Below are 15360 nucleotides of genomic sequence, written 5' to 3'. Positions count from 1 at the left end.
CTAACGGTTACCCGTGAAGATTTACTGTAGTAATAGGCAAATATTCAAAAACTGTCATCAATATCACTTCTCAATTATTCAAAATTTAGATTTTAAATTTATAAGTTATCCACAATTACGATTTTTTTGGACATTTCTCCAAATTAATCGCTAGAAATATAACGATCCCTTGGAAAAAATTTGCAGGATCATCTAATTTCCAACCCTTTTTTACTGCTTTTTATAAAAATAAATCTACCTAACCGATAAAGATCGAAAAATTATAAATATTTATTAACCCTAAACGATCGTTATCAACAGAAGATCTATCCACAATCAGATCTCCGGTGTTAAATCATTTTTATAATCGCAGAACACACTGTATAAAATTTTATGATCAATAACTTAGCTACAAACGATGAATTAACCTATGCATTCAACCATAGCTTTCCCACTATTTATCAACAACTTGATCAGATGATTACAATTTGTAATAAGTTATTATATTCATTAAAAACAAAAGCTTAGGTTAATAAAATGATATTGGAATAAAAAAGTAGCAAAAATACTTATACAAAGATCCATTCTGTACTTTACTGATGAGTAAACTCAGTTATCATAAACGGTATCTTAATAAGTAGGCGATCATCAAAAGTTATGGATTCAGTTAATATCATTATTGGCAGTCAGATGGGATCTGCAGAGTACGTGGGCGAACAACTTGCAGAGCAATTAATAAGCCAAGGGATCGATACTGAAGTTCATGATCAACCTAACTTTTCTAGTATAAATAAAGAAAACACGATCTGGTTACTTTGCACTTCAACTTATGGCGCAGGTGACTACCCTGAAAACCTGCTAGCTTTCATTGATAATGTAAATCAAGCAGCTGATTTAAAAGGCTTAAAGTTTAGTGTTATTGGTTTAGGCGATACAAGTTATGACACTTACAACCTTGCGGGACGTAATTTAGAGCAGCTTTTACTCAGTAAAGGTGCTAACTGTGTTGCAGAACGCCTAGAGCTCAATATCCTTGATGAAGAATTACCAGAAGATACTGCTTTGGCTTGGTTACCAAGCTGGATCGATAAATGCGGTATTGCTAAATAGCCGATCTTAATAATGATCATAAATATAAAGTTACCCACAATTTACTGAGAATTTAGATCGGATTGTGGATAAGCTATGATCTAACTGCGTTTTAAAGGTATGTTATCCATGGGATAAGATCTATTCGATCACCCCCTGTGCATAAAGTGCCTTTTTGATCAGAGCTTATACGGAGCTTGATCCGATCATATAAACACCTTTAGATCCGATCTAACTTTATGTTTTTAATTATAAACTAGACCTTATCAACAGAAATAGCGATCAGTAGTAGTAATAGTAATAAAAGATCTCTTTAAAAGATCCTTTATATTATTAGAGATCACTTACTTAGATCTTGAGCACAGTTTAATCATTTATCTTCTGTAAATTTATAGGTAGAATACGCTCCCCTTGGAAGTTTGCTGGTTGATTTAAGTAGGATCCCTAAATGATTTTTCACGAAAGTTTTGATGTTATCGTTGTTGGTGGTGGCCATGCAGGTACTGAAGCCGCATTAGCTGCTGCTCGAATGGGTATGAATACCCTACTGCTGACTCACAACATGGATACCCTTGGTCAAATGTCATGCAACCCAGCAATTGGCGGTATTGGCAAAGGCCACTTAGTAAAAGAAATAGACGCGCTAGGTGGTGCAATGGCACAAGCCATCGATAAAGGCGGGATCCAGTTTCGTACTCTAAATTCTTCAAAAGGCCCAGCAGTTCGTGCAACTCGTGCACAAGCAGATCGCGCACTTTACAAAGCAGCAATTCAAGACATTTTACAAAAACAAGATAACTTAAAAATCTTCCAACAATCATGTGATGATCTTGTGGTTGAAAATAATCAAGTAATCGGTGTTGTTACCCAAATGGGTTTACGCTTCAGTGCACCTTCAGTTGTATTAACCGTTGGTACTTTTTTGGGTGGCCAAATCCATATTGGCTTAGAAAACTTTAAAGGTGGCCGTGCTGGTGATCCACCTTCTATTGCATTAGCAAATCGTTTACGTGAATTACCATTTCGTGTTGATCGTTTAAAAACAGGCACACCTCCACGTATTGATGCCCGGACTGTTGATTTTAGTAAAATGGAAGCGCAGCCGGGAGATACTGCTACGCCTGTATTTTCATTTATGGGTAATGAGTCAGATCATCCACAACAAATAGCGTGTTATATTACATATACAAATGAAAAAACCCATGAAGTGATCCGTAATAACCTACACCGCTCTCCAATGTACTCTGGTGTTATTGAAGGGATAGGCCCACGTTATTGCCCTTCTATTGAAGATAAAATTGTACGTTTTGCTGACAAAGACAAGCATCAAATATTTGTAGAGCCTGAAGGCCTAACCTCTTATGAGCTTTACCCTAATGGTATTTCAACAAGTCTACCTTTTGATGTGCAGTTAGAAATAGTGCAGTCAATCACTGGTTTTGAAAATGCCCATATTTGTCGTCCTGGTTACGCTATAGAATATGATTACTTTGATCCACGTGATTTAAAGAAATCATTAGAAACTAAATTTATTGATGGTTTGTTCTTTGCTGGACAAATCAATGGTACTACAGGTTATGAAGAAGCTGGCGCTCAAGGCTTAATTGCAGGTATGAATGCTGCATTACAAGTACAGGGTAAAGAACCTTGGACACCGCGCCGTGATGAAGCCTATGTAGGCGTATTAATCGACGATTTAACCACGTTAGGTACTAAAGAGCCGTACCGTATGTTTACGAGTCGTGCTGAATACCGTTTATTATTACGTGAAGATAATGCGGATATTCGCTTAACTGCAAAAGGTCGTGAACTTGGTTTAGTTAACGATGATCGTTGGCAAGCATTTAATGAAAAAATGGATATCATTGCAAAAGAATCTCAACGGATCAAAGAAACGTGGATCCATAAAGATCACGTAGCTATTGATCAAGTTAATGGGTTACTAAAAACACCATTAACTCGAGAAGCAAGTTTAGAAGAATTGTTACGCCGACCTGAGATCCGCTATAACGATCTAATGGCGATCGAAGGGTTGGGATCTGAATTTGATCACGAAACTGCATTAGAGCAAGTTGAGATCCATACTAAGTACGCAGGGTATATTGCTCGTCAACAAGATGAGATCAATAAGCAACTTCGTCATGAGTTAACTATTTTGCCTAAAGATTATGATTACTCGACAGTTTCGGGTTTATCAAATGAAGTGGTTGCTAAATTAACCGAGGCGCGTCCAGATACAATCGGTCAAGCATCGCGTATTTCAGGTATCACGCCAGCAGCGATTTCGCTATTATTAGTTTATCTGAAGAAGCAAGGCCTACTACGTAAAATTGCGTAGCTATTAAGGAATACTGTGTTACAGCAACAATTAACTACTTTGTTAGCGCAAACTGATATTGCGCTAACCGAAAAACAACAGCAACAATTGGTTCAGTATGTTGAGTTACTCAATAAATGGAACAAAGCTTATAATTTAACCTCAGTGCGTTTACCTGAGGATATGATGATTAAGCATATTATGGATAGTTTAGTTGTTGCACCTCACCTACCCGGTCATCATTATATTGATGTGGGTACGGGTCCTGGCCTTCCGGGTATCGTATTGGCTATTGCATTACCTAATACTCAATTTACTTTATTGGATAGTTTAGGCAAGCGAGTGCGTTTTTTAATGCAGGTAAAGCATGAGCTTGGACTTGATAATGTGACCCCTGTGCAGTCTAGAGTTGAAGATTATCAACCAAGTGTTAAATTAGATGGTGTATTAAGCCGAGCTTTTGCATCTTTACAAGATATGGTTGACTGGTGTTCGCACTTAATTGATCATTCAGGTAAATTTATAGCCTTAAAAGGCGTATTTCCAAGTGACGAGCTAGAATCTTTACCTAAAGGTATTAAGTTCGAAGAAAAAATAGCCTTGGAAGTACCAAAATTAGATGCTCAAAGGCATTTAATTATTCTATCTAAAGACTAGGGATCAGAAACACTGTGGCAAAAGTCATTGCAATAGCAAACCAAAAAGGTGGTGTGGGTAAAACCACCACAGCGGTAAATCTCGCAGCATCAATGGCAGCAACAAAACGTAAAGTGCTGCTTATTGATCTGGATCCGCAAGGCAATGCGACAATGGGCAGCGGTGTAGATAAATACAGCGATGTAGCAACAATTTATGACCTTTTAATCGAAGATAAACCGATTGAAGAAGTGGTTACTAAAGAAACATCAGGTGAATATCATTTAATTGCCGCCAATGGTGATGTTACCGCCGCCGAAGTTAAATTAATGGAGCTTTTTGCTCGCGAAGTTCGACTTCGTAATGCGCTTGAAAAAATATCAGATCAATATGAATTTATTTTTATTGATTGTCCACCATCACTGAATATGTTGACTGTTAATGCAATGGCGGCCGCAGACTCAATTTTAGTGCCTATGCAATGTGAGTATTATGCGCTTGAAGGCTTAACTGCATTGATGGACACAATTACCCAACTCGCTAAACTGGTTAACCCTAAATTACAAATTGAAGGGATTTTACGTACTATGTACGATCCGCGTAATCGTTTGGCTAATGATGTATCAGAACAACTAAAGCAACATTTTGGTGATAAAGTGTACCGCACTGTGATCCCGCGAAATGTTCGTTTAGCTGAGGCGCCTAGTTTTGGTGCGCCAGCAATGTACTATGACCGGACATCAAGTGGCGCAAAAGCGTATTTAGCACTTGCTGGTGAAATGTTGCGCAGAAAAGAAAAAACATCCCCAATCGTCGCCTAAATTTGAGGTAAAAATAACATGTCTGCAAAAAAACGCGGTTTAGGCCGAGGGCTTGATGCATTATTAAGCTCATCAAAACCAGCACCTAGTGCAATGCAAGTGCAAGCGGATAGCACACATATTTTGCAGGTAGAAGAAACGCAATTAGATAATACAAGTGAACTACAAAAGTTACCGATTGAATTTCTTCAATCGGGTAAATATCAGCCACGTAAAGACATGTCTGAAGAAGCCCTTGAAGAACTTGCCAGTTCTATTCGTTCACAAGGCATTATTCAACCAATTGTTGTTCGCCCTATAGGTGAAAAAAGTTATGAAATTATCGCAGGTGAACGTCGTTGGCGAGCAGCTCAACTAGCTAAGCTTGATACTGTTCCTTGCATCATAAAAAATGTTGCTGATGAAGCTGCTGTTGCGATTGCGTTGATTGAAAATATACAACGTGAAGATTTAAATGCGATGGAAGAAGCGGTTGCGTTAAATCGTTTATTAACTGAATTTGAATTAACACATCAACAAGTCGCGGATGCGGTGGGTAAATCACGCACTACTGTAACAAATTTATTGCGTCTGAATAATTTAAATGACGATGTTAAAATTTTGTTAGAACATGGCGATATTGAAATGGGCCATGCACGTTGTTTATTAGCTCTTGAAGGCGAGGCGCAATCAGATGCTGCACGTCTTGCTGTCGCAAAGGCATTAACCGTACGAGAAACTGAAAAGTTAGTACGGTCGATTCTAGAGCCCGTACCAAAAAAAGAGACTGCAGAAAAAGATCCTGATGTCAAGCAGTTAGAGCAACAATTGGCTGATAATTTAGGCGCGAAAGTCGAAATTAATTACAACAAAAAAGGTAAAGGAAATTTGGTTATTTCCTACACTAACTTAGATGAATTGGACGGGATTTTAAACCGTATAAACCAAGACTATTCCCAGCATTAATTAATATCATGTCTAAAACGAGACATTTATAGCGATTTTGCACCACAAAGCACCGACTCAAGTTGCAAAACTGGCAGGATTAAGTATAATTTCGCCAGTTTTCATGCCATGACAAATAGAATGCCAGTAAGGTTAACTAAACGTGAATAATAAGTTAGCAGCACCTTATCAATTGGCTGCATTTAAATTAATCTGTTTGCAAGGTAGTGTAGCCTTAGTAGCTGCCATAATTGTTTTTTTAGGTTGGGGAGTAAGTGCCGGTCTCTCAGCATTAGCTGGAGGCGTTGTAGCCGTACTTCCTCACTGTGTATTTGCCGTTTATGCATTTCGTTATATGGGTGCAAGCCGAGCAAATCAAGCGTATACCTCGTTAAAGCGCGGTAACGGATTAAAATTTATGCTTACAATCATATTGTTTGCGCTAGTGCTAAAGCATTTCCCGGTAATTTTGTTACCTTTCTTTAGTAGTTATGTACTGGCGTTATTTACTGGATTGTTTGCACCCGTTTTTTTTAAACATTAACTTTTGGGATATAACATGGCTGCAGAAGAAGTTACTCTATCTAGCCATATTCAGCACCACTTGACCAATGCGAAGATGTGCTCGACCGATACCGGTCTTGCCTTCAATAAAGCATGTGCGGACAGTGGATTCTGGACATGGCATGTGGATACCCTCGCATGGTCTATCGGTTTAGGTCTTTTATTTTTATGGATCTTCCGTAGTGCCGCTAAAAAATCAACACTGGGTGTACCTGGTAAGTTTCAGTGCTTTATTGAAATGATCGTTGAGTTCGTTGGTGATAATGTACGCGATACCTTCCATGGTAAAAGCAAACTAATAGCACCTCTAGCCCTAACAATTTTTGTTTGGGTGTTCTTGATGAACTTAATGGATTTAATACCGGTTGATTTCTTACCTGCATTTGCTGGTTTAGTTGGTGAAACTGCCTTCGGTATGGATTCACACGACGTGTACATGAAAATTGTACCTACTACTGATATCAACTTAACCGCTGCGCTTGCGTTGGGTGTGTTTATTTTGATGATCGGTTACTCAATCAAAATTAAAGGTGTGCTTGGCTTTGTTAAAGAGCTGACGCTTCACCCATTTAGTTCTAATAATAAGCTAGCAATGGTGTTTCTAATCCCGTGTAACTTATTACTAGAATTAATCGCGTTAGTTGCTAAGCCTTTCTCGTTAGCGCTACGTTTGTTCGGTAATTTATACGCTGGTGAGTTGATTTTCATCTTGATCGGCGCGGTAGGTTTAATGCAGTTACCACTGCACTTTATTTGGGCTGTATTCCATATCTTGGTAATCGTACTACAAGCATTCGTATTTATGATGCTGACAGTTGTATACCTAAGCATGGCAAGCTCGGATAATCATTAATTTTTATATTTACAATTTTACTTTTAACTTTAATTTACAATTGAAACTTTGGAGAAAAAAATGGAACAAGTATTATCAATGCCTGAAGCAATTAAGTTTATCGCTGTTGCTCTACTAATTGGTTTTGGTGCTATCGGTACAGCTATCGGCTTCGGTAACATGGGTGGTAAATTCCTTGAAGCATGTGCGCGTCAACCTGAGCTTGCACCTTCACTACAAGTTAAGATGTTCATCCTAGCTGGTCTAATCGATGCTGTAGCAATGATTGGTGTTGGTATCGCGATGGTATTGTTGTTCGTACTTTAATTTTATTTTTTGAACAGCTTACTATTTAAGGAGGAGCGGTTGTGAACTTAAACGCCACTCTTATCGGTGAATTAATTGCATTTACGGTGTTCGTATTATTTTGTATGAAATACGTATGGCCACCACTAAACGGTGCAATTGAAGCTCGCCAGAAAAAAATCGAAGATGGTTTAGCTGCCTCTGATAGAGCCGAAAAAGACTTAGAACTAGCGCAAAAGAAAGCTGCAGAACAGCTTAAAGATGCAAAAGTTCAAGCGGCAGACATCATTGAACAAGCTAAAAAGCGTGCAGTGCTAATTGTTGACGAAGAAACAGTTCGTGGTCAGCAAGAGCGTGAAAAAATTATTGCTCAAGGGCATTCTGAAATTGAATCTGAGCGTAACCGTGTAACAGAAGAGCTACGTAAGCAAGTAGCTACTCTTGCAGTGGTTGGCGCAGAACGAATTTTAGAGCGCGAAATCAATCAAGCCACACATAGTGACATCGTTGAAAAACTTGTCGCTGAGCTGTAACTAGGAGGGTATGAGCATGTCTGAATTGACTACTATCGCTCGCCCATACGCTAAAGCGGCTTTTGAACTTGCCGTTGAAAAAGGCACTATTGACAGTTGGAATGAGATGCTGTTTTTTGCTGGCCACGTTGCCAGTGATGAACAAGCATCTGCTATTTTAGCTGGGTTGCCTAATGCTACTGCACAAGCTGAGTTATTTATTAAAATTTGTGCAGAGCAGCTCAACGAACAAGGTCAGAACCTAGTGAAGGTGATGGCTGAAAATGGACGTTTAGTCGCTTTACCAGCGGTTGCTAAGTTATTTGCTAATTTTAAAGCAGAGTACGAAAAAGAAATCGAAGTAGATGTGATTTCGGCAACCCCTCTTGTTGCAGCGCAGCAAGAGACATTGGTAGCGGCACTTGAAAAACGTTTCGCACGCAAAGTTAAGCTGAATTGTAGTGAAGACGCTGCAGTGGTTGGTGGTCTTATCATTAAGGCTGGTGACACTGTAATCGACGGCTCAGTTCGCGGTAAATTAAACCGCTTAGCCACAACACTACAATCGTAATTGGGAAAAAGAGCATGCAACTTAATTCCACTGAAATTTCAGATCTGATCAAACAACGTATTGAGAAGTTCGAAGTTGTAAGTGAAGCTCGTAACGAAGGTACTATCGTATCTGTTACTGACGGTATCATCCGCATCCACGGTCTAGCTGACTGTATGCAAGGTGAGATGATTGAGCTTCCAGGCAACCGTTATGCTATCGCACTAAACCTTGAGCGCGACTCAATTGGTGCAGTAGTAATGGGTCCGTACGCGGATCTTACTGAAGGCGTAAAAGTATACACAACTGGTCGTATCCTAGAAGTTCCTGTTGGTGCTGGTTTACTTGGTCGTGTTGTAAACACACTAGGTGCACCTATCGATGGTAAAGGCGCTTTAGATAACGACGGGTTTGAACCTGTAGAAAAAATTGCACCAGGTGTAATCGAGCGTAAATCTGTAGATGAGCCAGTGCAAACTGGTTATAAATCTATTGATGCGATGATTCCAGTTGGTCGTGGTCAACGTGAACTTGTGATCGGTGACCGCCAAACAGGTAAAACTGCACTAGCAATCGATGCAATCATCAATCAAAAAGACACAGGCGTTAAGTGTGTGTATGTAGCGATTGGTCAAAAAGCATCTACTATTGCTAACGTAGTACGTAAATTAGAAGAGCACGGTGCACTAGCAAATACTATCGTAGTTGTTGCATCTGCCTCTGAATCAGCGGCACTTCAGTACTTAGCACCGTTCGCGGGCTGTACTATGGGTGAATACTTCCGTGACCGTGGTGAAAACGCATTAATCGTATATGATGATTTGTCTAAGCAAGCAGTTGCTTACCGTCAAATTTCATTGCTACTTAAGCGTCCACCAGGTCGTGAAGCATACCCAGGTGACGTATTTTATCTTCACTCTCGTCTTCTTGAGCGTGCATCGCGTGTAAACGCTGATTACGTTGAAAAGTTCACCAATGGTGAAGTGAAAGGTCAAACTGGTTCATTGACGGCATTGCCAATCATTGAAACTCAAGGCGGCGACGTTTCTGCGTTCGTACCGACTAACGTTATCTCTATCACCGATGGTCAGATCTTCTTAGAAACTGACTTATTCAACTCAGGTATCCGTCCGGCAGTAAATGCTGGTATCTCGGTATCGCGTGTTGGTGGTGCTGCACAAACTAAAATCGTTAAGAAACTAGGTGGCGGTATTCGTCTAGCCCTAGCTCAGTACCGTGAATTAGCTGCGTTCTCGCAGTTCGCGTCTGACCTTGATGATGCAACACGTGCTCAACTTGAGCATGGTGAGCGTGTAACAGAGTTAATGAAGCAGAAACAGTACGCACCAATGTCTGTTGCTGAAATGTCTTTGTCGTTATTTGCAGCTGAGAAAGGTTTCCTTCAAGATATCGAGATCGTTAAGATCATGGATTTTGAAGCGGCTTTACTTTCTTATGCAAATAGCACATACGCAGAGCTTATGGCTCAAATCAATGAAACTGGTAACTACAACGCCGAGATCGAAGCGCAGCTTAAAGACCTTCTAACGAAGTTCAAGTCTACGCAAACTTGGTAATTTAGTTATTAATGGTGCGCTTTAGGTAACTAAAGCACACCTTGATTCGGAGAGAGAGTCATGGCCAGCGGAAAAGAGATTAAAAGCAAGATCGGTAGTATTAAAAATACTCAAAAGATCACTAGCGCAATGGAAATGGTTGCTGCGTCTAAAATGAAAAAGGCGCAAGAACGTGTGGCTTCAAGCCGTCCATACGCTGAAAAATTACGTAAAGTGATTGGTCGTGTTGCTCAAGCAAATCTTGATTTTACTCACCCTTTTTTAGAAGAGCGTGAAGTAAAACGAGTTGGTTATATTGTTATCTCTACAGACCGTGGTCTGTGTGGCGGTCTTAACTCAAATGAGTTTAAGCAAGTTGCACTAGATGTTAAAGCGTGGAAAGAAAAAGGTGTAGACGCAGAGTTTGCAACTTTAGGCAGTAAAGCTGCTGGTTTCTTCCAACGTTTTGGTGGTCAACTACTCGCTAAAAAAGCGGGCTTAGGAGATAAACCTTCTATTCAGGATATTATTGGTCCTGTAAAGATCATGCTAGATGCATTTTCTGAAGGGAAGATTGACCGTTTATTCTTGGTATATAACAACTTCGTTAATACCATGAAGCAAGAGCCAATTATAGATCAGTTACTCCCTTTGCCAAAAGCTGAAAAAGAAGTATCTGCCCACTCGTGGGATTACTTGTATGAGCCAAACCCAGACGCGATTTTAGAAGCGCTGTTAGTACGCTTTATTGAATCTCAAGTATACCAAGGTGTGGTTGAAAACGCTGCTTCTGAACAGGCTGCCCGTATGGTTGCAATGAAAGCTGCAACTGATAACGCTGGTGACCTTATGGATGATTTACAGCTTATTTATAACAAAGCTCGCCAAGCAGCAATCACACAAGAAATTAGTGAGATTTGTTCTGGTTCAGCTGCAGTTTAATGCTTCAGGCAAAGATTAAAGAGAGGAATAGACATGAGTTTAGGTAAGGTCGTCCAAATTATCGGTGCCGTTGTGGATATTGAATTTTCACAAGACAACGTGCCAGCCGTATATGACGCGCTAAAAGTATCAGATGGCGATTTAGCTGGTTTGACTCTAGAAGTCCAACAACAGCTAGGTGGCGGTGTGGTACGTACTATCGCACTAGGTACTACAGACGGTTTACGTCGTGGTGCTGCTGTATCAAACACAGGTGAAGCGATTCAAGTTCCAGTTGGTAAAGCAACACTTGGTCGTATCATGAACGTACTTGGTGAGCCAATCGATGAAGCTGGTCCAATCGGCGAAGAAGACCGTATGTCTATTCACCGTGCAGCGCCTTCATACGAAGAGCAATCAAGTTCAGTTGAGCTTTTAGAAACTGGTATCAAGGTAATCGACCTTGTATGTCCGTTCGCTAAAGGTGGTAAAGTTGGTTTATTCGGTGGTGCCGGTGTTGGTAAAACCGTAAACATGATGGAACTTATCCGTAACATCGCAATCGAGCACAGCGGCTACTCAGTATTCGCAGGTGTTGGTGAGCGTACACGTGAGGGTAACGATTTCTACCATGAGATGAACGATTCAAACGTACTTGATAAAGTATCGCTTGTATACGGTCAGATGAACGAGCCTCCAGGTAACCGTTTACGCGTAGCGTTAACAGGTCTTACTATGGCTGAAAAGTTCCGTGACGAAGGTCGCGATGTACTTTTCTTCGTAGATAACATCTACCGTTATACACTTGCTGGTACAGAAGTATCTGCACTACTTGGTCGTATGCCATCAGCGGTAGGTTACCAGCCTACACTTGCTGAAGAAATGGGTGTACTGCAAGAGCGTATCGCTTCTACTAAGACTGGTTCAATTACTTCAATTCAAGCGGTATACGTACCTGCGGATGATTTAACGGATCCATCTCCAGCAACTACCTTTGCTCACTTAGATGCAACTGTAGTACTTTCGCGTGATATCGCATCACTTGGTATTTACCCTGCGGTAGATCCACTTGATTCATCTTCACGTCAACTTGATCCATTAGTAATTGGTCAAGAGCACTACGATACAGCACGTGGCGTTCAAACAGTTCTTCAGCGTTATAAAGAACTTAAAGACATCATTGCAATCCTAGGTATGGACGAGCTTTCTGATGAAGATAAGCAACTAGTATCTCGTGCACGTAAAATCCAGCGCTTCCTATCTCAGCCATTCTTCGTGGCAGAGGTGTTTACAGGTGCATCTGGTAAATACGTATCACTAAAAGATACAATTGCTGGCTTTAAAGGTATTTTAAGTGGTGAATTCGACCACATGCCAGAGCAAGCGTTCTACATGGTTGGCTCTATTGAAGAAGCTCAAGAAAAAGCCAAAAGCATGTAACTAGGAGGGTAGTATGGCAGCTATGACTGTACATCTTGATGTAGTAAGCGCAGAGGGTAAAATATTCTCTGGTCTTGTTGAATCTATTCAAGTAAGTGGTAGTGAAGGTGAGCTAGGTGTTAACGCCGGCCACGCTCCACTACTCACTGCCCTAAAACCTGGTATGGTACGTTTAGTTAAGCAATTTGGTGAAGAAGAATTCATCTACATTGCAGGTGGTACGCTAGAAGTTCAACCGAACATTGTATCTGTACTTGCAGATACAGCCGTTCGTGGTGAAGACCTAGACGAACAAGCTGCAGAGCAAGCTAAACGTGACGCTGAGAAACAAATGGCACAAGGTGGTACATCTGCGGAGCTAGATTATAGCCAAGCAGCTGTACAGCTAGCTGAAGCAATCGCTCAGCTACGTGTTATTCAGCAATTACGTAAAAAGTAAGCCAATCTGGTTTTTTAAAAGCCCACTTTATGTGGGCTTTTTTGTGCCTGTTATTATTTTTAATACAATGAAAAACTAAATATATGACTGCGTTGTCATCATATGAAACAGGCGATGTAAATTAATTTAACTTGCATTAACAGTTAATAACCTATGTTTTTACTTATATCCTTCATCAATCCCCGTTACAATATGACAATAATAAAGCGATTTGTAATTTCAGCTTAGATTCAGTGGCTACTGCTAGATTGCCATTGAGTATGTGCACATGATGTGACTTACGTAATCTTTTTGAATTTACACATGGTTACTCATTCCAATAAAACAAAGAAAGAAGGATATTGTTTTAATGTCTCTGACTACAGTAATTCTTGCTGCGGGTAAAGGTACTCGTATGCGTTCAGCTCTACCTAAGGTTCTTCATAAAGTGGCTGGTAAACCAATGGTGCAACATGTCATTGATAACGCCAATGCATTAGGAGCGACTTCAACGAATTTAGTTTATGGTCATGGCGGCGAATTATTACAACAACAACTTGCCGATAACGACGTAAACTGGGTACTGCAAGAAGAGCAACTTGGCACCGGTCATGCTGTTGCCCAAGCAAACCAACATATTAATGATAACGATACTGTTTTAGTTTTATATGGTGATGTGCCGTTAACAAAACAATCAACGCTTGAACGTTTACTTGCCGCTACTCCTAAAAATGGCTTAGCTGTATTAACAGTGGATTTGGTTAACCCAAATGGCTACGGTCGTATGCTTCGAGTTAATGGCAAGCTAGTAGGTATTGTTGAACAAAAAGATTCAACACCTGAACAGTTGCTTATTACAGAAGTTAATACCGGTATTATGGCTGTTAATGGTGGATTACTAAAAAGCTGGCTAGGCAATCTTTCAAACAATAACGCTCAAGGTGAATACTATCTAACAGACATTGTAGCTATGGCGCACAGCGAAGGTGTTGAAATAAGTTCAGCACAGCCTGATCATCCAATGGAAGTTGAAGGCGCGAACAATCGTGTGCAACTAGCTGGCCTTGAGCGTGCTTATCAAGCATGGCAAGCCGAAGAGCTAATGCTAAATGGTGCAACACTTGCCGATCCTGCCCGCATTGATGTTCGTGGTGAAGTCACCACCGGTGAAGATGTACTAATTGATGTAAACGTTATCTTTGAAGGTAAAGTGACAATCGGTAATAATGTTGAAATTGGTCCTAACTGCGTACTTAAAAATTGTACCATTGGCGATAATGTCATTATTAAAGCTAATACCTTAATTGAAGAGGCAAGTGTTGCAGCTAAATGCACACTTGGTCCATTTGCACGTTTACGCCCAGGTGCAATCATGGAAGAGGACTCTCACATTGGTAACTTTGTTGAGATGAAAAAAACGCGCCTAGGAAAAGGTTCTAAAGCAAATCACCTTTCTTATTTAGGTGATGCTGAAATTGGCGAAAAAGTGAATATTGGCGCTGGTACTATTACCTGTAACTACGATGGTGTGAATAAAGCAAAAACTATAATTGGCGATAATGCGTTCATTGGTTCTAATTCATCACTTGTGGCACCAGTAAATATTGGTTCGACGGCAACCATTGGAGCTGGCTCCGTGATTACTAATACTGTCGCTGATGAACAATTGGCCGTTGCTCGAGGTAAACAACGCAATCTCGATGGCTGGAAAAGACCAACTAAAAAATAGTATTATTTAAAAGGCTACCTCGGTAGCCTTTTTTATCTCATGTTTGCTTGATTAATATACCAAAAAAGCCCCGCAAGCACTTGTTTGTATATGTTTTGTACAAAAGTAAAGTTGATTTAATAAAACTGAAATAAAGCATTGACCGCCTCTAAATAATCCCTATAATGCGCATCCACTGACCCAGTAGGCAGCAATGAAAAGCGCTGAACAAACGGTAAGTGAGTCGAGTAAAACTTAACTTTGAAATTCTTTAAAAGAAACTAAAATTTAAGTGTTGACAAAAAAATAGGAAAGCGTAACATGCGCAGCCCTAGCGAGATAAAGTTTAACTTTAATCGCAACGTTCTTTAACAATATAAAGCAATCATCTGTGTGGGCACTCGTACAGATTGAGTTCTAACAGCCAAGCTTAACTTTCTTTTTAGATAGGTAAGCAAGGCAAAAAATTTAGAGTCTCAATGTGATTTCTCGAAAGAGAAACTGAGTGACCAACAGAATAGTTATTTTTAATAATTATTCAGCACAGTCAATTCAATATCGAAAGATATTAAATAAATTCAGAATTCATTGAGCAGGTTCTTCATTCTTTATTGGATGAGAACAGAAAAAACTTTTAATTGAAGAGTTTGATCATGGCTCAGATTGAACGCTGGCGGCAGGCCTAACACATGCAAGTCGAGCGGTAACAGAGAGTAGCTTGCTACTTTGCTGACGAGCGGCGGACGGGTGAGTAATGCTTGGGAATATGCCTTTTGGTGGGGGACAA

The 15360-nt window shown here is 40.1% G+C and carries 15 protein-coding genes and 1 rRNA gene; all 16 read left to right on the top strand.

The features are described from left to right. The first annotated feature begins 636 nt into the window (after positions 1–636). Positions 637–1089 carry a flavodoxin domain-containing protein gene (locus tag ACJJVX_RS21210; protein ID WP_054455842.1) on the top strand — a complete coding sequence of 151 codons (453 nt, stop codon included), beginning with the start codon at positions 637–639 and terminating at the stop codon, positions 1087–1089. Between the two features lie 427 nt (positions 1090–1516). After that, complete coding sequence (gene mnmG, locus ACJJVX_RS21205) at positions 1517–3406, top strand: tRNA uridine-5-carboxymethylaminomethyl(34) synthesis enzyme MnmG (protein WP_405633430.1); 1890 nt, start codon at positions 1517–1519, stop codon at positions 3404–3406. A gap of 15 nt (positions 3407–3421) precedes the next feature. Then, complete coding sequence (gene rsmG / locus ACJJVX_RS21200; protein WP_054206599.1) at positions 3422–4042, top strand: 16S rRNA (guanine(527)-N(7))-methyltransferase RsmG; 621 nt, start codon at positions 3422–3424, stop codon at positions 4040–4042. Positions 4043–4056: 14 nt separating this feature from the next. Then, positions 4057–4842 (top strand): ParA family protein, encoded by a 786-nt coding sequence (locus ACJJVX_RS21195; protein ID WP_054206600.1) that lies wholly within the window; start codon positions 4057–4059, stop codon positions 4840–4842. An 18-nt stretch (positions 4843–4860) separates the two neighbouring features. After that, positions 4861–5787, top strand: coding sequence for a ParB/RepB/Spo0J family partition protein (locus tag ACJJVX_RS21190; RefSeq protein ID WP_054206601.1), 927 nt, complete (start codon positions 4861–4863; stop codon positions 5785–5787). Positions 5788–5929: 142 nt separating this feature from the next. Further along, positions 5930–6310, top strand: a complete 381-nt coding sequence (locus ACJJVX_RS21185; protein WP_054206602.1) for an ATP synthase subunit I — start codon at positions 5930–5932, stop codon at positions 6308–6310. 15 nt (positions 6311–6325) lie between these two features. After that, a complete protein-coding gene (gene atpB, locus ACJJVX_RS21180; protein WP_054206603.1) occupies positions 6326–7183 on the top strand; it encodes a F0F1 ATP synthase subunit A in 858 nt (285 codons plus the stop codon). A gap of 78 nt (positions 7184–7261) precedes the next feature. Next, a complete protein-coding gene (gene atpE, locus ACJJVX_RS21175; protein ID WP_086745850.1) occupies positions 7262–7489 on the top strand; it encodes a F0F1 ATP synthase subunit C in 228 nt (75 codons plus the stop codon). Between the two features lie 41 nt (positions 7490–7530). Beyond that, positions 7531–8001: a F0F1 ATP synthase subunit B gene (gene atpF / locus ACJJVX_RS21170; RefSeq protein WP_054206605.1), complete on the top strand. Its 471-nt coding sequence runs from the start codon at positions 7531–7533 to the stop codon at positions 7999–8001. A gap of 16 nt (positions 8002–8017) precedes the next feature. Continuing rightward, the gene (gene atpH, locus ACJJVX_RS21165) at positions 8018–8551 is read left to right on the top strand and encodes a F0F1 ATP synthase subunit delta (RefSeq protein WP_054206606.1); all 534 of its coding nucleotides are present in this window, start codon (positions 8018–8020) and stop codon (positions 8549–8551) included. 14 nt (positions 8552–8565) lie between these two features. After that, positions 8566–10107 (top strand): F0F1 ATP synthase subunit alpha, encoded by a 1542-nt coding sequence (gene atpA / locus ACJJVX_RS21160; RefSeq protein WP_054206607.1) that lies wholly within the window; start codon positions 8566–8568, stop codon positions 10105–10107. A gap of 60 nt (positions 10108–10167) precedes the next feature. Next, positions 10168–11028, top strand: coding sequence for a F0F1 ATP synthase subunit gamma (gene atpG, locus ACJJVX_RS21155; protein WP_054206608.1), 861 nt, complete (start codon positions 10168–10170; stop codon positions 11026–11028). A gap of 33 nt (positions 11029–11061) precedes the next feature. Further along, positions 11062–12447, top strand: coding sequence for a F0F1 ATP synthase subunit beta (gene atpD / locus ACJJVX_RS21150; RefSeq protein WP_054206609.1), 1386 nt, complete (start codon positions 11062–11064; stop codon positions 12445–12447). A gap of 13 nt (positions 12448–12460) precedes the next feature. Further along, the gene (locus ACJJVX_RS21145; protein WP_054206610.1) at positions 12461–12886 is read left to right on the top strand and encodes a F0F1 ATP synthase subunit epsilon; all 426 of its coding nucleotides are present in this window, start codon (positions 12461–12463) and stop codon (positions 12884–12886) included. Between the two features lie 349 nt (positions 12887–13235). Then, positions 13236–14594, top strand: a complete 1359-nt coding sequence (gene glmU, locus ACJJVX_RS21140) for a bifunctional UDP-N-acetylglucosamine diphosphorylase/glucosamine-1-phosphate N-acetyltransferase GlmU (protein ID WP_054206611.1) — start codon at positions 13236–13238, stop codon at positions 14592–14594. A gap of 614 nt (positions 14595–15208) precedes the next feature. Next, positions 15209–15360, top strand: a 16S ribosomal RNA gene (locus ACJJVX_RS21135); the annotation flags it as partial.

The organism is Pseudoalteromonas sp. Ld20 (genome assembly GCF_045064175.1).
Classification (GTDB): domain Bacteria; phylum Pseudomonadota; class Gammaproteobacteria; order Enterobacterales; family Alteromonadaceae; genus Pseudoalteromonas; species Pseudoalteromonas neustonica.
This window is presented reverse-complemented; position numbering and strand designations above follow the sequence as displayed.